Raw genomic sequence first — 18,147 nt, 5'->3', positions numbered from 1 at the left:
AGCCGTAGGAAAGCGTCATTGGCTAAGGCGATCGGATTGTCCGGCAGGTTCGGATCGGTGATCGTCATAGGCATGCGGGTCGCGCGGACTGCCGACGCGAACGGGTTGTTGGCCTTTTCGACTATCTGACCGCGTAAGTTTTCTTCAAGCCGAGCTCGTCACGATGCAGACTGCCGCGCACCAAAGACCGCTTTTCGGCAATGAGCCAATGTCCGGAGTTGGCGCAGATCCGGCGGCCCAGCGAAGCGACTGAAACGCTGCATCTGGCTTCGTACAAAACATCGCCACTGAGATCGCGCCGTGGCTACCCGGTGGCTATCCAACAAGGTCGTTGAGCGCCGGCAGAATATATCCGCGGAAAAAACCAATAATTGTAGGAAGATAAGTGGCGCGCCCGACACGATTCGAACGTGTGACCTTTGCCTTCGGAGGGCAACGCTCTATCCAGCTGAGCTACGGGCGCTAACCGTGAAGGCTGGATAGCCGATCCCCGCTGCTTCGGCAATGCGGGATTTTGGATGAGGCGTGGTTCTCCTCCGGCAAAGGTCACATGTTCGCATCGTGTCGGGCGTGGCGGGAGTGCGGCTGAGGCCGCGCCCTGGATAGCCGGTTGTTGAGGGCTCGGAGCGCCCGGGGGCCATCCCGAGTGCGTAATCGCTCTCTTGAAGAGCCTCCCATCGCGCGCAGAAAGCGACATCCGCGTTGCTTACCGCGTCCACACCGGCGCAGAGGGAGACACCTTCAGGGCGCCGAGAGCTGACCTCGATATAGACGGCGTCGCGGCGGAATCGGTCGATCTCGTTATCTCCGTTGCCGCTTCATCGTGCCTCTCAACGGCGCTGTGGGGCCATCAGGCGCGCAGGCTCGCAACGCGACAGTGTCTTGGCCCTTGCTCTGGGCTCTGGCCCGGCCCGGTGCCAAACGGGCGCTTGATCCGCATGCGTTTGAGCGGCTGGAGACTGGCTTCACCGCGCCGGCGTCAGGTCCGTTCCGATATGTTTCAGATAGAGATTCAGCAATTCGGCCTGGGTAGAGATCTGGAGTTTCTCATAGGCGTTCTTGCGATGGGTTTTGACGGTCGCCAGCGAAATCCCGAGCTGGGAAGCGATCGATTCCGAGGAATGCCCCCGCAGCACCAACTCGAGCACCTGGCGTTCGCGTGAGCTGATCGCGCCTTGGCCGAACGGCTCCGCGGGGCGTGCCGGGGCGTCGCGTTGCGAGCGGTCGTGAGCGGCGCGGCTGCGGGACCAGTAGGCGCGAAAACAAGCGAGGATGAAGGTGAGCTCCTCCTCGATCACGGCAAGATCGGTGCCCTGGAAATCGCCCTTGCGCAAATAGCGGTAGAGCGCGAGCTCGACGGTTTCATTCTCCTCTAGCTGCAGCGCGATGTCGATCTCGCCCAGCCCCTCCGGCCAGTCACGCGTCACGTAGCCGATCTCTTCCTGCCTGGTCACCTTGATCCGATAGTCGTTGTAGAATTCGCTCTGGAAGAAGATGTCGGGCGCGAGATCGCGAATACGGTAGACGCCCGAGGTGAGGCCGGCCTGCTGTGCCTGGAAGAAGGGATTGAGAGCATAGGTCTTTTCCAGATATTCTCTAATGCCGTTCTTGGCCTTCTCGCCGGTGAAGTTGTTGAAGACGTGGATCGGCGACTGGTTATGCCGATGGACGAAGATCGTCGCGGCATCGAATTCGGTGCGTTCAGCAAGATGAGCGATCAACGCCGCAGCGAAATCGCTCCTGTCGATCGCGTCGACGAGGCGCGCCGCCCGTTCGTGCAAATTCAGCATGCTCCGCCCTTCGCCAGCCCAGGCCATCCCGCCATCCCTCTCTGGGAGGATAGGCGAGGACGAGCCTCTGTCACAATGAAGCATGCAGGATTGCAGCCAACGACAGCGGACAAGGCCAATGAAATACGCTCGCATGGTGATCGAGACCGAAGCACCGGAAGAATATGGCTACGACCGGATTCGTTTCAATCTTTCGGAGAGCTCCATCCGCGACCAGACTCTGCGGGGCGGGGGCTTCACGGTGCCCGACCTCACGCTGTTCTATGGCGAGCACCGCGGCGAGACGCGCCTGCGCGAGCTGATCGCGGCGCAAGGTCAAGGCCTGAGTCCAGATCAGGTCCTCGTGACCGCCGGTGCAGCTGGCGGATTGTTCATCATCGCGACCTCGCTCCTGTCGCCCGGCGGCCATCTCGTCGTGGTCAGGCCGAATTACGCCACCAATATCGAGACGCCGAAGGCGATCGGCTGCGACATCACTTATATCGATCAGCAGTTCGACGACGGTTTTAGGCTGGACATCGACGCCATCGCCCGCGCGATCCGGCCGAACACGCGCTATGTCAGCATCACCTGCCCGCACAATCCGACGGGCACGATGATCTCTGACGCCGCTCTGCGGCAGCTGATCGCGCTGGTCGAGACGCGCGGCTGCCGCCTGCTCGTCGACGAGACCTATCGCGACCTTCAGTATGACAAGCAACTTCCGGTCGCCGCCGGCCTCAGCCCCAGCGTGATCAGCGTCTCGTCGCTATCCAAGGCCTATGGCATTCCCGGCATTCGCGTCGGCTGGATCATGACCCGCGACTCCGCGCTCTATGAGACCTTCCTGGCCGCCAAGGAACAGATCGGGATCTGCGGCAGCGTCATCGACGAATGGATTGCCGGCTCGATGCTCCAGCGTCGCGATCAATTCCTGGCGGAGCTCGCGCCGGTGATGCAGCAACGGCTCAAGATCATGCGCGACTGGGTCGAGAGCGAACCACTGATCGAATGGGTCGAGCCGAAAGGCGGGGTGGTCTGCTTCCCGCGGATGAAGGTCGACGCCGCTTTCGACTTCGATCGGTTCTATACGACGCTGCTCGAAAAGCACGGCACCTATGTCGGTCCGGGGCACTGGTTCGACATGCCGCGCTGTTATTTCCGGATCGGCTTCCTATGGCCGCTGGAAGACGAACTGCGCGGCGGGTTGGCTGCGATATCAGCCGCCCTGCGCGAGACGATGGCCGGCGCCAGGGCGGTCGCGTAGGAGCGCCATCCGCGTGATCGCCCGAGCCTCCATCGTTCCGGTGACCGGGACGATGGAGGGGTTCTTATCCGGTGGGATAAACCTGGAGCCGGCTGAATTTTCGCGAAGCCGCAGCGTTGCTGCGGCTCACCTGCCACGATGGCATTGTCCCGTCAAAGGGCGCGTGTGCCCGAGGCCGGCATTTCGCACGCGATCGTTGCCAGCACCTCGGCATGGAGCGCGGGCGTGGCACTGGCCACGAAGCGCTGTCCGGATGTCAGGCCGAGAGGTCTGCCCTCCCAGTCGCTGATTGCGCCGCCGGCCGCCCGGATGATGGGCGCGAGCGCACAGTAATCGAACGGGTCATGCCCAGCTTCGATGCCGATATCGAGTTGGCCGCTGGCCAGGCGCGCATAACCATAGCAACCCGCACCATAGACGCACCAAGCCGCGCGTGCACGCAAAGCGGACACGGCCCGGAACTCGTCATGATCGTAGGGCTCGGGGCTGGTGGTGAACATCAGCGTTCCCGACAATGTTTCCGATGTCCGCGTCGTGACGACCCGGCCGTTGCAGATCGCGGGCGTGCCGTCGGCGGCGCTCCAGCGTTCCCCGGTGACGGGATGGTCGATGATCCCAAGCACCGGAATGCCGTTATGGGCAAGGGCGATCAGCGTGCCGTAGAGCGGAATCCCGGCGATGAACTGTTTGGTGCCGTCGATCGGATCGAGAATCCAGACCCATTCCTTGTCGAGATTGGTCGGCGCGAACTCCTCGCCCAGGACACCATGGTCAGGATGCTCCGCTGCTATCGCTTCGCGCAATGCCGTTTCGATCTCGCGGTCGACCGCGGTGACCGGGCTTGCATCATGCTTGCTGTCGAAGCTCCGCGCTGTGGCTCCGGCTCGTTTCAGGATGGCTCCGCTGCAATCGGCCAGGCGGTGCGCGAAGGGCAGGAAATCGGCGGGCACTGGGAAGCTTGGCATGGCAGGTCTCGAAGGCAGAGCGATGTTCAACGCTGAGCGTGCCGGTTGAGCCTGATTTCGAAATGCGCGACGATCGTCTGCACGAGAAAGGTCAGGACCAGGTAGATCAACGCAGCGGCGATGAAGATTTCATAGGGAGAAAACGTTTCGGCGACGATCGTGCGGGCGATGCCGGTCACGTCGAGCAAGGTCACGGTGCTCGCCAGGGCCGTCGACTTGAGCAAGCTGACGATCTCGTTGCCGTAGGCCGGCAGGCAGAGGCGCAGGACGATCGGCGCCGTGACAAAGCGCAGTCGGTGGAAGCGGCTGAGACCCAGCGCCCAGCAGGCTTCTTTCAGCCCCTTGCCGACACCGAGCAGGCCACCGCGGATGATTTCCGCGACATAGGCGCCGTTATTGAGCGAGAGCGCCAGACACATGCACCAGAACGGCTCGCGCAACAGCGGCCACAACGGGCTCGTCCGGATGAATTCGGACTGAGGCAGGCCGAAGTAGATCATGAACAGCTGCACCAGCAGCGGGGTGCCGCGGAAGAAGTAGACGTAAGCCTCGGCCGGCCAGGACAGCCAGCGCGTGTTGCGGGCGAAGCTGGTCGCGAGCGCGATCAAGAGCCCGAAAACCAGCGAGACCGCGAGCAGGCTCAAGGTCATGCGCAGCCCCTCCAGCAGGCGGGGGAAGCTCAGCGCCATCAGCGGGATGTCGAAGCTCATCGGGCGGCCACCATGAAATGGTTTGCCCGGCGCTCGAGGCGGCGGATCACTACGGTTACCACCGTGGTGAAGGCGAGATAGATCAGCGCGACGGTGAAATACATCGCGAAGGGCATCGAGTTCGTCGATGCGGCCATATCGGCGGTGAACATGATCTCCTGCAGGCCGATCACGGAGATCAGGGCGGTATCCTTGACCAGCGAGTTCAGGTGATTGCCGAAGCTCGGCAATGCGAGGCGCCACATCTGGGGCAGGCGAATGAGAATGAAGACCTGAAAGCGTCGCAGCCCCAGGGCGCGTCCGGCCTCGACCTGTCCTTGATCGACGCCCAGGAAGGCGCCGCGAAAGGTCTCGGTCGCAGCCGCTCCGACGATCATGCTGATGGCGATCGAGCCGGCCCAGAACGGCGAGAGGTCGACGAAGCGCGTCTGGGGCCAGACGAGTTTCGCCAGGGCCGTCAGAGTGATGGCCGAGCCGAAATAGAGCAGGAGCAGGACGAGGAATTCCGGCGTTCCTCGAAAGATCACGGTGTAGGCGTTGGCCGCGCCGCGTGCCACGCGGTTGCTCGAGAGCTTCGCGCTGGCCCCGATCAGGCCCCAGATCACGGTCAGCACCAGCGAAACCAAGAAGACCAGCAAGATCACGAGTGAACCCTGCAGGAAGGGTCCGCTCCAACGCCACAATTCCTCAAACATCACGATCCCATGCAACGATTAGACCGAGGCGGGGCGCCGCAGCCCTGCCAGGCTGGCCGCGGCGCAGGGGCTCAATTGGTCGTGGCTGGCTTCCAGTCTCGCGGATAGATCGGGAAGGGGAAGTATTTCTTGCTGAACCGGTCGAGCGAGCCGTCATCGGTCATGCCGGCGATGGCCTTGTCGATCTTGGCCAGAAGCGCTTCGTTGCCTTTGCGCAGCCCGACGCCGGCGCCGGCGCCGAAGAGCTTGTCGTCGCTGATCTCCGGCCCCACGAACCCGAAGCCCGCACCTTCCGGCTTGCTGAGGAAGGCATCATGCGCCTTCATTGGGTTTGTCATGATCGTGTCGACGCGGCCGGCCTTGATGTCGAGGAATAGCGCTTCGACAGTGTCGTAGCGCATGACGTTGGCATTCGGCATCTTGGCCTTAAGCCAGTCGTCATAGGTCGTCGAGCGTTGCAAGCCGACCTTGATCGACTTGAAGGCTTCGGGGTCGAGCGTGCCATCCGGTTTGAACAGAGCGAGCTTGGCACCGGTCGGGGCGACGAGGCGTCCGACGGAGATTCGATAGGGTCGGGAGAAATCGATTTTCTTCTGGCGCTCTTCTGTGATGCCCATCGAGGCGACGACCAGATCGAATTTATTGGCCAGCAAGGCCGGGATCATTCCATCCCATTTCTGGCAGACGAATTCGACCTTGTCGCCGAGTCGCTGGCCGATCTCGTTGGCGACATCGACATCATAGCCGGCATAATTGCCGTTGGCATCGCGGTAGTTGAAGGGGAACGACGTGCATTCGATGCCAACCCTCAATTCCCCTGCATGCGCCGTAGCGAGATTCACGGCGGCCCCGAGCAGTGCCGAGAAAAGCCATTTGGTGCTGATTTTCATGACCGTCCCCATTTTTTGCGGGCAGCTCGCTCGCTTTCCGATCTGAGCGAATGGCAGCCGACCCGATTAAGCATCGCCCGATTGAACCCGCATATCATCCCAGAGGTTGATGCGTTGCAGCGTGTCTGCCGGCGAGGCCGCCGCTCCTGCGACGCGGGATTTCGAATTTGAGCAAGAGCCCGAAACGGCAAAGGTGACACGCTCGCATCATGCGGGACAGCGAAGACGGGCCGTATCCCATCTTGCGTATGCGCCTGCCCCGGTGGCCGATCGTGGAAATGAGCGACTTTTCCGGGCGCTCCGAAGTCAAGAAATGGCAGGCGCGTATCACGAGCTTCTTGCGAAGGCTTGAGCCGATCCCCGTCGCTCTATCGCTCGTCCGTCACATGTCCGTTCGAGCGACTTCAGTCAAAGAGTCGGCGCACGACGGCGGTGGTCACACCCAATGTCGCGACCTGCGCAAAGGCTTTGACATAGTTGCCGGCATAGAAGCCCCGGATCATCTCGATGCGCGTCTTCAGCTCCTCGTCGAACTTGATCGCGAAACCATCCGCCAGCTTGCGCACGATCGTGCCGCGGACCGCGCGCCCGCCGATCGTGCAGATGATGGGCGTGCCCAGAGGCGCCGGCGGTTCGCCGCGCAGCCCAGCCCCGGTGATGGAGATATCGGTCAGTCGCAGGATCAGGCTTTCCCCGGCACATTCGAGCATGACCGCCTCATCGGTCGCGAAGCGCTCCGCCTTGCGGCGCCGCGGCTGTTCGATGCAGACGAAGCAGACGATGATGAGGACGATCAGGTTGTACCAACTCCAGGCGAAGGCGAGGCCGCCCGATGTCAGGCTGTCGCCGCGCACATGGATCGCGAAGGCATAGACCAGTCCGGCCAGGGTGAGCAGGATGATGCTGCCGTAGATCTTCACGAGCGGCCATTCGATGAAGCGCTGGCCCCGGTCGCCACCTTTGGCGGTGACCTTGAACTTCTGGTGCCGCGGCCGCAGAAGCCCGGTGAAGACCGCTTTCAGAATCGCCGGTGCCGCGATGAACTGCGACACGTCGGTCATGAAGACCAGCGAACGACCGCGCGAGATCCAGCTCATCGTGACCGAGTGCCACAGGAAGAATGGCAGGAAATAGCCGAGCAGGTCGTAGAGATCGGCATCGACGGTATGGACGCCGAACAGCAGGTAGCCGATCGGCACGAGCAGCCCGAGCAGCTTCGCGATGTAGACAGCGGTCCAGTTGAGGAAGGTGTCGACGAGGGACAGGCGGTCGATGAAGGTGAGGCTGGAGCTGCGCGAGAACGGCCCGCTGCGCCCGCGCGTGATCTGCATGAAGCCGAGGCACCAGCGCCCGCGCTGCGTGATGTATTCCTTGAGCCCCTCCGGGGCGAGCCCCAGCGTGAGCGGCTCGTTCAGATAGGCGGTGGTGAAGCCCGTCTCCTTCAGCCGCAACGTCAGGAGATAGTCTTCCGTTACGGAATCGGTCGGGAAGCCGCCGATCGCCATCAGCGGCGCGAAGCGGATGACGGAGGAGGTGCCGCAGCAGAACGCCGCGCCCCAGGCATCCTTCGCGGCGAGCACGACATCGAAGAAGAAGCGCTGCTCGTCCGGCCAGACATGGGCGGCGGCGAGATTGGTCTGGATCGGGTCGGGATTGATGAAATGCTGCGGCGTCTGCACCAGGCCGACGCGCGGGTCCCGGAACAGGCACAGCGCCCGCGACAGGAAATCCGGGAGCGGCACGAAATCGGCGTCCAGGATCGAGATGAACGCCGGAGGCTCCGGCAGGGCCGCCAGATGCGCCAGGGCGTGATTGATGTTGCCGGCCTTGGCATGGCTGTTGTCAGGCCGGGTCAGATAGCGGCAGCCCAGGCGCTGCGACAGTTCCTCGAGCCAGGGGCGGCGACCATCGTCGAGCACCCAGACGCGGTAATTGCCGTGGTTCATCCCGGTCGCGCCGATCATCGTGCGTTCGAGGATGGCCTCTTCCTCGTTGTAGGTGCAGATCAGGACGTCGACCAACGGCGGCTCCTGGCTTGCGAGCCAGGCCTTGTTCGCCTCGACCTCGGGCGAACGGTTCCGCGTCCGGCACAGGAAGATCGAGGCGAGGATCGCCGCCGACAGCGACGCCGTTTCCGCGACCAGGAAAATGCTGCCCGCCGCGAAATCGGCTGTCCAGCCGACCGGCGGCAGCGTCGACGTCACCCGCCAGTGGAAATAGCGCAGCAGCAGCAGCAGCCCGACGCCGACCATCAGCATGCGCGCGGGTGTCCGGTCATGCCTCAGCAACGGCGTGAGCATGACGGCAAGCCCGGCGGCGGCGAGACCGGGCGCCAGCGCGGTCAGGAGATCGTGCGTCACGGCGCGGAGGCCTGCTCGCCGAACACCACGCGGCCGGTGCGACCGACGGCGCAGACCTGCCCGGCGCCCAGATCCGGCACCGAAACCGTAACCCGGTAGGGCTCCTTGCTCAGTGCGGCGGGCTCGATCGCGAGGTTCGCCGCTGCGGTGGCCCGGCCGGTCAGGTTGACGACCTTCCCTTGCAGATCATTGCCGCCATCGGCCGGGATGAAGCGGCCGGGGCTGCCGACCGAGAGACGATTATAGACGGATTCCGTGACATTCGCCGTCACGACTGCCGTCGAGCAATCGATCAACCGGGCGAGGTCCTGACCGACGCGCACCTGCTCGCCGGGGGAGACCATGACCTCCCAGATCCGCCCGGTCACCGGAAGCGTCATGGGAACGTCCGACTGGGCATGATGGCGCGCACGCGCCGTGGCGAGTGCGGCTTCCAGCTGTTTCGTTTCCGCGTCGATGCCGGCCAGTTCCGAGCCGAGATCGGCGATGCGCTGGCGCATCTCGTCGCCGCGCTGCACCGAGCTCGGCCGGTCGTTGTAGCTGTCGCCGAGGAAAATCCGGTTGCGCGCCGCGGCAAGCTCGACGGTCGCAGCCGCAAGCCGATGGCGCGTCGAGGCTTCGGTTCCCGTCGCGATCGTGACCTCGCGCGACAGGCGGTCGAACTCCGCAGCCGTCACGTTCCCGGTCCGCGCCAATGCCTCGGCCCGGCGATAAGCGGCGGTCGCCTCCTCGCGCCTGGCGACGGCGACGCCGATCTGGCTCTCGAGCTCTGCCATTCGGGCGGTCAACTGCTCGACCCTGCCCAGCCTGAACGCCTCGGCCTGACGGTCGAGATCGGCCGCCGCGACCTGCGCGCTCGTGAGCTTGCTGTCCAATGTCGCCCGCTGGCTGGCCAGCTTGCCGAGGGCTTGCTCCAGCTCGTCGAGCCGTCCGCGATCGGCTCGCGGATTGACGATGCTGAGCAAGGTCGAGCCTTGCGCGAGAGTGTCGGACGTAGCCAGTTTCGTCGTCGACGCGACGACCTCACCCGCGATGGGCGAGCGCAGTGTCATCAGTCGTGCGTTGACGACGGCCTCGACGCTGGAGGTCTGCAGGAGCGTGCGCAACGGCGCCAACCCAAAGACGGCGACAACGGCCGCCCCGAGCAAAATCTTGGCCGCCCGCCGGACGGCCGGCGTCATCATGGGCTGCTTGGCTGGCTGCGGTGCGGTGGCTGCGGCCTCGGGCTTGGGTTCGCCGCCATCGACGTATTGTTTCAGCCTGCTCTGCAGGGCGCGCGCGTCCTGAGGCTCCTGGCCACCGGCGGAGGCGGCCGGAGAGGCTGCCGCGTGAAGCGCAGCCGAAGCCGGATCCGGCTTCGCGTCGCCGGCTTCCAAAGCTACGGATGTCTTGGAGTGCAGAGCTTGATGGGCCATGTGTGCGTCCCTGTTATCGAACGGAACGATTGGGCAGCGCGCTTTCCCAAAGCTTAAATGCGAGGGGATCGTTTAACGAACGCAAGAACAGCGGAAATGAAAGCTGAAGTCAGCGCTTCGGAGTCGTTAACGATTTCATTACCTTTGCGCGGGTCATCGCGCGTGCTCAGCTTTCTCGGCCGCTCGTTGGTCGCGAAGAATTCGGGTTACCGGCCGCGCCGCCGAACTCATCGATCCTACCCAGCGACAGCCTCTCGATTGCCGGTTCGACCATGCGCAATGCGAGCCGCGGGACGCGCTTCGGAACGATGGTTACGATGGCCCGATCGGCGTCGACAGTTTCTGGATCTGCGGCTCGGTCATGATCAGCAAGGTGCGGCCGATCGAGCGAAGAGGCAGGGCAGGCGGTCCTCTAACTGCCAATCAATCGCACTTGCAAAACAGGCCGGCTTCGGGTTAACAATAATCCGCTCTTGCAATTCATTGTCAATAAGGATGCCCATGGCCCTTGGTTCGCGCAGATCGGCTCTCATCGGTTTGATGGGCGCTGCCTTCGTCGCCGCATCCGGCTTCATGCCCGCCGCGGCGCAGGACAAGTTCAAGGCCGTCACGACCTTCACGGTGATCGCCGATATCGCCCGCAACGTTGCCGGCGACGTCGCCGTGGTCGAGTCGATCACCAAGCCGGGCGCCGAGATTCATAACTATCAGCCGACGCCGGGTGATATCCAGCGCGCGCAGGGCGCGCAGCTCATCCTCTGGAACGGGCTCAACCTCGAATTGTGGTTCGAGAAGTTCTTCCGCAACCTCAGGAACGTCCCGAGCGTGGTCGTTTCCCAGGGCGTCGAGCCGATGGGAATCAGCGAGGGGCCCTACAAGGGCAAGCCGAACCCGCATGCGTGGATGTCGCCGGCGGCCGCGCTGATCTATGTCGACAATATCCGCGATGCCTTCGCCAAGCATGATCCGAAGAACGCCGACGTCTACAAGGCCAATGCCGAGGCCTACAAGGCTCGGATCAAGGAGGCCGTCGACCCGATCAAGGCGAAGCTCGCCACCGTTCCCGACGAGAAGCGCTGGCTCGTCTCCAGCGAGGGGGCGTTCTCCTATCTGACCCGCGATTTCGGGTTGAAGGAGCTCTATCTCTGGCCCATCAATGCCGACCAGCAAGGCACGCCGCAGCAGGTCCGGAAGGTCATCGACGCCGTCAGGAAGAACAAGATCACCGTGGTCTTCTCCGAGAGCACGATCTCCGAGAAGCCGGCCCAGCAGGTCGCGCGCGAGACCGGCGCGACCTATGGCGGCGTGCTCTATGTGGATTCGCTGAGCGAGGCGGACGGCCCCGTCCCGACCTATATCGACCTGCTGAAGGTCACGGCGGATACGATCGCCAAGGGATTGACGCGGTGAATGCTCCTGTCGCCGGCCACTCGCTTCCGCCTGCGGCGGAGGGGGGCTCAGGGATCGCGGTGACCGGCGCGACGGTCACCTATCGCAACGGCCATACCGCTCTCAGGGATGCGAGCTTCCGCATCCCGACCGGCACGATCGCGGCGCTCGTCGGGGTCAATGGCTCCGGCAAGTCGACGCTGTTCAAGGCGATCATGGGCTTCGTGGGCCTCGCGAAGGGCGATATCCGCATCCTCGGCATCACGGTGCGCGAGGCGCTGCGCCGCAACCTCATCGCCTATGTGCCGCAGGCCGAGGAGGTCGACTGGACCTTCCCGGTCCTGGTCGAGGATGTCGTGATGATGGGCCGCTACGGCCATATGGGCATGATGCGCATCGCGAAGGCGGCCGATCACGAGGCCGTCGCCACGGCGCTCGAACGCGTCGACATGAGCGCCTTCCGCAAGCGCCAGATCGGGGAGCTCTCCGGCGGGCAGAAGAAGCGGGTCTTCCTGGCGCGTGCTCTGGCGCAGGACAGCCGGGTCATCCTGCTAGACGAGCCCTTCACCGGGGTCGACGTCAAGACCGAGGACCAGATCATCGCCCTGCTGCGTGAACTGCGAGCCGAGGGCCGCGTCATGCTGGTATCCACGCATAATCTCGGCTCCGTGCCGGAGTTCTGCGACCGCACCATCCTGATCAAGGGGACGGTGCTGGCCTATGGCCTCACGCCCGAGACCTTCACGCAGGACAACCTGCAACGCGCTTTCGGCGGCGTGCTCCGCCATTTCGTCCTGGGCGGAGCGGGCCGCGCGGGTCAGGCGCCGGTCGGCGTCTTCACCGATGACGAACGGCCGCTGATCCTGCGCGAAGGCAAGGCGGCTCTCCGGGACGCCGAGACGCTCGACGGAGAGCGGGGATGATCGCCGTGCTGCTCGAGCCGTTCGCCTATGGTTACATGCGCAACGCGATGTGGGTCTCGGCGCTGGTCGGCGGCGTCTGCGCCTTCCTGTCCTGCTATCTGATGCTGAAGGGCTGGTCGCTGATCGGCGACGCGCTCTCGCATGCGATCGTGCCCGGCGTCGCCGGCGCCTATATGCTGGGGCTGCCCTTCTCGGTCGGCGCCTTCTTCTCCGGCGGTCTCGCGGCCGGTGCGATGCTCTTCCTGAACCAGCGGACCCGGCTGAAGGAAGACGCCATCATCGGCCTGATCTTCTCCAGCTTCTTCGGACTCGGCCTGTTCATGGTCTCGCTGTCGCCGACCTCGGTGAACATCCAGACCATCGTGCTCGGCAACGTGCTGGCCATCACGCCGGCCGACACGATCCAGCTTGCGGCCATCGGCTTCGTCTCGCTCGCCATCCTGCTCGTCAAATGGAAGGACCTGATGGTCACCTTCTTCGACGAAAGCCATGCGCGCTCGATCGGCCTCAACCCGACCGCCCTCAAGCTTATGTTCTTCACCCTGCTCTCGGCCTCGACGGTCGCCGCGCTGCAAACGGTGGGCGCCTTCCTCGTCATCTGCATGGTCGTGACACCCGGTGCAACCGCCTATCTGCTGACGGACCGCTTCCCGCGCCTCCTGGTGATCGCGGTGGCGATCGGCGCTGTGACGAGCTTCACCGGCGCCTATGTCAGCTATTTTCTCGACGGCGCGACCGGCGGCATCATCGTCGTGCTGCAGACGACGGTCTTCCTCACCGCCTTCTTCCTCGCGCCCAAGCACGGGCTGCTGGCCGCTCGCCGCCGCGCCGCCTGCGAACTGGAGACCGGCTGATGCTCGTGATCGAGACGCTGCTGTCGCCCTTCCGCTTCGACTTCATGGTCAATGCGCTGGTGATCTCGGCGATCGTCGCCGTGCCGATGGCGCTCCTGTCCTGCTTCCTCGTGCTGAAGGGCTGGTCGCTGATGGGGGATGCGATCAGCCATGCCGTGTTTCCCGGCGTGGTGCTCGCCTATATCCTCGGTTTTCCCTATGCGATCGGTGCCTTCGTCGCCGGGATGATCTGCGCCACCGCCACTGGTTTCCTGAAGGAGAACAGCCGGATCAAGCAGGACACGGTGATGGGCGTGGTCTTCTCCGGCATGTTCGGGCTCGGCCTCGTGCTCTACGTCAAGATCCAGTCCGACGTGCATCTCGACCATATCCTGTTCGGCGACATGCTCGGCGTCTCCGGGGCAGACATTGCCGGGGCAGCAGCGATCGCCGCGTTCACCGCGGCGGTGATCGGCATCAAGTGGAAGGATTTCCTGCTGCACGCCTTCGATCCCGCGCAGGCGCAGGCGGTCGGCCTGCGGGTGAAGCTGCTGCATTACGGCCTGCTCGGGCTGATCTCGCTGACGATCGTCGGCGCCCTGCAGGCCGTCGGCATCATCCTCTCCGTCGCCATGCTGATCGCGCCCGGCGCCATCGCATTCCTGCTGACCCGCCGTTTCAGTACGATGCTGCTGACATCGGTCGTCATCGCCGTGGCCGGCTCGCTGCTTGGCGTCTATCTCTCGTTCTTCCTCGACAGTGCGCCGGCGCCGACGATCGTGCTGCTGCTGTCGCTCGTCTTCGTCCTCGCGCTGCTTCAGACGAGCCGAAGAGTGCCGGAAGCGTCGGCATAGGCGCATGGCCTGCTGCTATCGCCAGCTATCCGGCAGCGCGCGTCCTTCATGGTTGCATCGTCAGGCCCGCGCCTTCAATGCGGCGGGCGCCTGCTTGCCGTCGAAGAAGCGCTCGCAGGCTTCGGCGACACGCGCGACGGCAGCGTCGTCGACATCGAGATGGGTCACCCAGCGCAGCGTGCCATAGCGCCCGCTGACGGCGATGCCGCGCTCGCGCAGGAATGTGGCGAAGGCGGCAGTGTCGAGCGCCTTGGGCGCCATGAAGACCATGTTGGTGCGCGCCGGCCCGGCGCCGAGTTCCGGGAAACGCGCCAGTACGTCTGCCAGCGCCGCGGCGCGCCGATGATCCTCGCCGAGCCGGGAGACGTTATGCTCCAGCGCGTAGATTGCAGCCGCCGCGATCACGCCGGTCTGGCGCATGCCGCCGCCCAGCATCTTCCGGATGCGGCGGGCCTTCTCGATGAAATCCTTCGGGCCGACGAGGATGGAGCCGACCGGCGCGCCCAGCCCCTTGGACAGGCAAAGCGAGACGGTATCGAACTGCCCGGCGATCCAGGCGGCATCGCGGTTGCTCGCCGCGGCCGCGTTCATCAGGCGGGCGCCATCGAGATGGGTGGCAAGGCCGCGCGAGCGGGCGAGCCCGGTCGCAGCCTCCAGATAGGCATCGGGCAGGACGAGGCCGTTGAAAGTGTTCTCCAGCGCCAGCAGGCGCGTCATCGCGAAATGGAAATCGTTCGGCTTGATCGCATTGGCGATGGCATCGAGCGCGATCGTGCCATCGGCCTCGTTGGGCAAGGGCTGCGGCTGGATCGAGCCCAGCACGGCGGCGCCGCCGCCTTCCAGGCGATAGGTGTGGGCCATCTGGCCGACGATATATTCCTCGCCCCGGCCGCAATGGGCCATCAGGCCGGCAAGGTTCGCCTGCGTCCCGGTGGGGAAGAACAGGGCTGATTCCTTGCCGAGCCGCTCGGCCGTCATGGCTTCCAGCCGCTTGGTCGTCGGGCAATCGTCATAGACGGCGTCACCGACCTCGGCCGCGGCCATGGCGGCGCGCATCCCTTCGCCGGGGCGCGTTACCGTATCCGAGCGGAAGTCATCCACGATCATCGATCCGATCCTTGCAGGCCGTCTGCACACCCTATCGGGCTCTTGCCCGGCCCATCATGCAAAAATGGCAGGGGAGGGCTCAGCATTCCGGCAGGTTGACCGCGAGTCCGCCAAGGCTGGTTTCCTTGAAGCGCTCGTTCATGGCCTCGCCGGTCTGCCGCATCGCCTCGATGCAATTGTCCAGCGGCATGAAATGCGAGCCGTCGCCGCGCAGCGCCAGCGACGCTGCCGCAACCGCCTTGATCGCGCCGATGCCGTTGCGCTCGATGCAGGGCACCTGGACGAGCCCCGCTGCGGGGTCGCAGGTCATGCCGAGATGGTGCTCCAGCGCGATCTCGGCGGCGTTCTCGATCTGGGCGGGCGTGCCGCCGAGCACGGCACAGAGCCCGGCCGCAGCCATCGCGGCGGCGGAGCCGACCTCGCCTTGGCAACCGGCCTCGGCCCCGGAGATCGAGGCGTTGTGCTTGATGAGGCCGCCGATCGCCGCAGCCGTCAGCAGGAAATCGGCGATCTTCTCGGGCTCCGCGCCAATGCAATGGTCGAGGTAATAGCGCAGCACGGCCGGCACGACGCCGGCCGCCCCGTTGGTCGGCGAGGTCACTACCCGGCCGCCGGCCGCATTCTCCTCGTTCACCGCCATTGCATAAACGCTGAGCCAGTCCGTCGAGGCGTGCGGCTGCGAGCGATTGGCCAGCTTCTCGGCCGCCAGTTGCCGGTGGATGCGCGCGGCCCTGCGGCGCACACGCAGGCCGCCGGGCAACTCGCCCTCCTGGCTCATGCCACGCTCGATGCAGTCGTTCATCACCGACCAGAGGCGGGTCAGGCCGCTCTCGACCTCCTCCGCCGAGCGGAGATGGATCTCGTTGGCGCGCTTCATCTCCGCGATGGAAAGCCCGCTCTCGCTGGCCATACGCAGCATCGTCGCCGCATTCGCGAACGGATAGGGCCATGAGGCAGCCTCGGTCGCGGCCGCCGGCGCTTCGCGTTCCCGTGCCGTCACCACGAAGCCGCCGCCGATCGAATAATAGGTCTCGGACAAGAGCTCCGTCCCGGCAGAATCGCGGGCACTGAAGACGAGGCCGTTGGCATGGCCGGGCAGGGGAGGGCCGTAGTCGAAGACGATATCGGTCACGGGATCGAAGACCAGCGGCGGCAGGCCGTCATGGCGCAGCAGATGGCTGCGGCCGAGTTCCTCGATCTGGCGTTCGGCCGCGTCGAAATCGAAGGCGGCCGGCGTCCAGCCGAGCAGGCCGAGCGCCACGGCGCGGTCGGTGGCATGGCCCTTTCCGGTGAAGGCGAGCGAGCCATAGAGCGTCGCCTTGACCGCCGCGGCCCGGTCGCGCGACGGGGCCTGGCGCAGCAGCTCCAGGAAATGCCCCGCCGCTGTCATCGGCCCCATCGTATGCGAGGACGAGGGACCGATACCGATCTTGAAGACGTCGAATACGCTCAGGAACATTCCCACCCCCGCCGAACCCGGCATGGATCGCTTCCGCGGTTTCCAAGATACCGGGGCGCTCCATGTTGCTGCTTTATCGCTTTTTGTTCACGCGAAGCGCTATCCGCCGCATTTGAACATGTTCTTGTCTGTTTCGGAGGCAATTTCAAACGGCGATCGCCATACCATGCGATGCCGTCGCGTTGCAGGTGGGCGCGCCGATGGCGATGCGCGGCGCTTGCCGTACGCGATCGGCGGCCCCCCGAGATGCAGATCGAAGCGGCTGGTCATGCCGTTGTAGATGAAGCGAAGACCACCCGAGGTCGTGCCGGACGGGCTGCCGCGCGTAGGGGGCATCGCGACGGCGCTGCTCCCGCGGCCCGGCGCTTCAGTCGGAAAGCCGCGCGAGCAGCCCCGCGATCAGCCGGGTGCGCCGCGCCAGGCTGTCCACCTCGATATGCTCTTCCAGCGTATGGTAGCCGGCGCCGAGCAGGCCGAGGCCGTCCAGCGAGGGAATGCCGGCCGCGCCGGTGAAGTTCGCATCCGAGCCGCCACCGGCCGAGGCATGGCCGAGCTCCCAGCCGAGTTCCGCGGCGATTCCATGGGCCTGCCGGTAGAGCACCATAGTGCCTTCGTCTGGCTCCCAGACCGGGCGGGTGACGCCGCGCTCGACCGTGAAGCCGGTGCCGTCGGTGCCGCGATCCGACAGAGCGAGCATGCGCTCGACGCCACGGTCGAGATCCTGCTGGCGCTTGGCCATGCTGAGCGCCTCGGCCCGGCACGAGGTCGGCACGCAATTGACCCATTGGCCGCCCTGGATCACGCCGACCGAGAAGGTGCAGTCCTCGTCGGTCATCGCCTCGATGGCGAGCAACTGCCTCGCCATCATGCTGATGGCAGAGCGCCCGTTTTTCAGCTGCGAGCCGGCATGGCTCGGCCGGCCCTCCGCCGCGAGATTGAACCGAGCGATGGCATAGCGCCCGGTAACGACGCCGTCGCCCGGCTGCCCCGGTTCCGGCACCAGCACGTAGCGCTGGCGACGGGCCTCCTCCATGATCAATTCGCGCGTGCCGGGGCTGCCGATCTCTTCGTCCGAGGTGTAGAGGACCGTGACCGGCAGCGGCGTCGCGACGCCGGCCTTGGCCAAGGCCACGATGGCCTGCAGCCCGGCATAGGCGCCGCCCTTCATGTCGAGGATGCCTGGCCCATAGCAGCGCGAGCCGTCGCGGCGGAAAGGCAGCTTCGCCAGCGTCCCGACCGGATGCACCGTGTCGAGATGCGACATCACGAGGATGCCGGGCTCGCCCTGCCGCGGATGCGGGAAGGTTGCGCGCACGCAGTCGCCCAGCCCCTTGGGGCCAGGGATGCGGGTGATGCTGGCTCCGGCCGCAGCCGTATCGGCCGCGGCGAGGTCCATCATCCGGTTGACGGCAGCGGTGTCGAAGGTCGGGCTCTCGCACTCGATCCAAGGGCGCAGGCCTGCAAGCAGGGCCTCGGTGTCGAGCGGCAGGCTGGCCAGGTCCATCGTGTCG

The 18,147-nt window shown here is 65.0% G+C and carries 15 protein-coding genes and 1 tRNA gene; 5 read left to right on the top strand and 11 right to left on the bottom strand.

What is annotated here, in order from left to right:
• Positions 1-386: 386 nt before the first annotated feature.
• Together ACFJGT_RS21195 and ACFJGT_RS21190 are read right to left on the bottom strand one after the other, a co-directional pair.
• Positions 387-463: transfer RNA gene (locus ACFJGT_RS21195), tRNA-Arg, on the bottom strand.
• 502 nt (positions 464-965) lie between these two features.
• Positions 966-1,790, bottom strand: coding sequence for a LuxR C-terminal-related transcriptional regulator (locus tag ACFJGT_RS21190; protein ID WP_377842038.1), 825 nt, complete (start codon positions 1,788-1,790; stop codon positions 966-968).
• A 118-nt stretch (positions 1,791-1,908) separates the two neighbouring features.
• Between ACFJGT_RS21190 and ACFJGT_RS21185 the strand changes: the two genes are divergently transcribed.
• Entirely contained in the window at positions 1,909-3,036 is a 1,128-nt protein-coding gene (locus ACFJGT_RS21185; RefSeq protein ID WP_377842036.1) for an aminotransferase class I/II-fold pyridoxal phosphate-dependent enzyme, read from the top strand.
• A gap of 152 nt (positions 3,037-3,188) precedes the next feature.
• Here the strand turns inward: ACFJGT_RS21185 and ACFJGT_RS21180 are convergent, their stop codons facing one another.
• From ACFJGT_RS21180 to ACFJGT_RS21155, 6 genes are all read right to left on the bottom strand, one after another.
• Entirely contained in the window at positions 3,189-3,986 is a 798-nt protein-coding gene (locus ACFJGT_RS21180; protein ID WP_377842034.1) for an inositol monophosphatase family protein, read from the bottom strand.
• A 41-nt stretch (positions 3,987-4,027) separates the two neighbouring features.
• Positions 4,028-4,711 carry an ABC transporter permease gene (locus ACFJGT_RS21175; RefSeq protein ID WP_377842032.1) on the bottom strand — a complete coding sequence of 228 codons (684 nt, stop codon included), beginning with the start codon at positions 4,709-4,711 and terminating at the stop codon, positions 4,028-4,030.
• Positions 4,708-5,406 carry an ABC transporter permease gene (locus ACFJGT_RS21170; protein WP_377842030.1) on the bottom strand — a complete coding sequence of 233 codons (699 nt, stop codon included), beginning with the start codon at positions 5,404-5,406 and terminating at the stop codon, positions 4,708-4,710. Before ACFJGT_RS21170 ends, ACFJGT_RS21175 begins: the two co-directional genes overlap by 4 nt.
• Positions 5,407-5,477: 71 nt before the next feature.
• On the bottom strand, positions 5,478-6,296 hold the full coding sequence (locus ACFJGT_RS21165) for a transporter substrate-binding domain-containing protein (protein WP_377842028.1): 819 nt from the start codon (positions 6,294-6,296) through the stop codon (positions 5,478-5,480).
• Between the two features lie 404 nt (positions 6,297-6,700).
• Entirely contained in the window at positions 6,701-8,596 is a 1,896-nt protein-coding gene (locus ACFJGT_RS21160; protein ID WP_377849032.1) for a glycosyltransferase, read from the bottom strand.
• A gap of 56 nt (positions 8,597-8,652) precedes the next feature.
• The gene (locus ACFJGT_RS21155) at positions 8,653-10,071 is read right to left on the bottom strand and encodes an HlyD family secretion protein (protein WP_377842026.1); all 1,419 of its coding nucleotides are present in this window, start codon (positions 10,069-10,071) and stop codon (positions 8,653-8,655) included.
• Positions 10,072-10,572: 501 nt separating this feature from the next.
• Between ACFJGT_RS21155 and ACFJGT_RS21150 the strand changes: the two genes are divergently transcribed.
• From ACFJGT_RS21150 to ACFJGT_RS21135, 4 genes are read left to right on the top strand one after another with little or no spacing between them, the layout of a single operon-like run.
• The gene (locus ACFJGT_RS21150; RefSeq protein WP_377842024.1) at positions 10,573-11,481 is read left to right on the top strand and encodes a metal ABC transporter substrate-binding protein; all 909 of its coding nucleotides are present in this window, start codon (positions 10,573-10,575) and stop codon (positions 11,479-11,481) included.
• Positions 11,478-12,383 carry a manganese/iron ABC transporter ATP-binding protein gene (locus tag ACFJGT_RS21145; protein ID WP_377842022.1) on the top strand — a complete coding sequence of 302 codons (906 nt, stop codon included), beginning with the start codon at positions 11,478-11,480 and terminating at the stop codon, positions 12,381-12,383. The genes ACFJGT_RS21150 and ACFJGT_RS21145 overlap by 4 nt, the downstream gene beginning before the upstream one ends.
• Entirely contained in the window at positions 12,380-13,237 is an 858-nt protein-coding gene (gene sitC / locus ACFJGT_RS21140) for an iron/manganese ABC transporter permease subunit SitC (RefSeq protein ID WP_377842019.1), read from the top strand. Before ACFJGT_RS21145 ends, sitC begins: the two co-directional genes overlap by 4 nt.
• Positions 13,237-14,070 (top strand): metal ABC transporter permease, encoded by an 834-nt coding sequence (locus tag ACFJGT_RS21135; protein WP_377842017.1) that lies wholly within the window; start codon positions 13,237-13,239, stop codon positions 14,068-14,070. Before sitC ends, ACFJGT_RS21135 begins: the two co-directional genes overlap by 1 nt.
• A 60-nt stretch (positions 14,071-14,130) precedes the next feature.
• Here ACFJGT_RS21135 and ltaE read toward each other — a convergent pair whose 3' ends face one another.
• From ltaE to ACFJGT_RS21120, 3 genes are all read right to left on the bottom strand, one after another.
• Positions 14,131-15,177: a low-specificity L-threonine aldolase gene (gene ltaE, locus ACFJGT_RS21130; protein WP_377842015.1), complete on the bottom strand. Its 1,047-nt coding sequence runs from the start codon at positions 15,175-15,177 to the stop codon at positions 14,131-14,133.
• Between the two features lie 79 nt (positions 15,178-15,256).
• Positions 15,257-16,636 (bottom strand): L-serine ammonia-lyase, encoded by a 1,380-nt coding sequence (locus ACFJGT_RS21125; RefSeq protein ID WP_377842013.1) that lies wholly within the window; start codon positions 16,634-16,636, stop codon positions 15,257-15,259.
• Between the two features lie 367 nt (positions 16,637-17,003).
• Positions 17,004-18,140, bottom strand: coding sequence for a M20/M25/M40 family metallo-hydrolase (locus ACFJGT_RS21120; protein ID WP_377842010.1), 1,137 nt, complete (start codon positions 18,138-18,140; stop codon positions 17,004-17,006).
• Between the last annotated feature and the right edge of the window lie 7 nt (positions 18,141-18,147).

The sequence above is a fragment of the Allobosea sp. UC22_33 genome (genome assembly GCF_042700715.1).
In the GTDB taxonomy this organism is placed as follows: Bacteria; Pseudomonadota; Alphaproteobacteria; order Rhizobiales; family Beijerinckiaceae; genus Allobosea.
This window is presented reverse-complemented; position numbering and strand designations above follow the sequence as displayed.

Coding starts and splice junctions, on each gene's coding strand:
- ACFJGT_RS21165 (WP_377842028.1), bottom strand. CDS start 6,296: ATGAAAATCAGCACCAAATGGCTTTTCTCGGCACTGCTCGGGGCCGCC.
- ACFJGT_RS21170 (WP_377842030.1), bottom strand. CDS start 5,406: ATGTTTGAGGAATTGTGGCGTTGGAGCGGACCCTTCCTGCAGGGTTCA.
- ACFJGT_RS21125 (WP_377842013.1), bottom strand. CDS start 16,636: ATGTTCCTGAGCGTATTCGACGTCTTCAAGATCGGTATCGGTCCCTCG.
- ACFJGT_RS21175 (WP_377842032.1), bottom strand. CDS start 4,711: ATGAGCTTCGACATCCCGCTGATGGCGCTGAGCTTCCCCCGCCTGCTG.
- ACFJGT_RS21185 (WP_377842036.1), top strand. CDS start 1,909: ATGAAATACGCTCGCATGGTGATCGAGACCGAAGCACCGGAAGAATAT.
- sitC (WP_377842019.1), top strand. CDS start 12,380: ATGATCGCCGTGCTGCTCGAGCCGTTCGCCTATGGTTACATGCGCAAC.
- ACFJGT_RS21150 (WP_377842024.1), top strand. CDS start 10,573: ATGGCCCTTGGTTCGCGCAGATCGGCTCTCATCGGTTTGATGGGCGCT.
- ACFJGT_RS21160 (WP_377849032.1), bottom strand. CDS start 8,596: ATGCTCACGCCGTTGCTGAGGCATGACCGGACACCCGCGCGCATGCTG.
- ACFJGT_RS21120 (WP_377842010.1), bottom strand. CDS start 18,140: ATGGACCTGGCCAGCCTGCCGCTCGACACCGAGGCCCTGCTTGCAGGC.
- ACFJGT_RS21155 (WP_377842026.1), bottom strand. CDS start 10,071: ATGGCCCATCAAGCTCTGCACTCCAAGACATCCGTAGCTTTGGAAGCC.
- ltaE (WP_377842015.1), bottom strand. CDS start 15,177: ATGATCGTGGATGACTTCCGCTCGGATACGGTAACGCGCCCCGGCGAA.
- ACFJGT_RS21135 (WP_377842017.1), top strand. CDS start 13,237: ATGCTCGTGATCGAGACGCTGCTGTCGCCCTTCCGCTTCGACTTCATG.
- ACFJGT_RS21190 (WP_377842038.1), bottom strand. CDS start 1,790: ATGCTGAATTTGCACGAACGGGCGGCGCGCCTCGTCGACGCGATCGAC.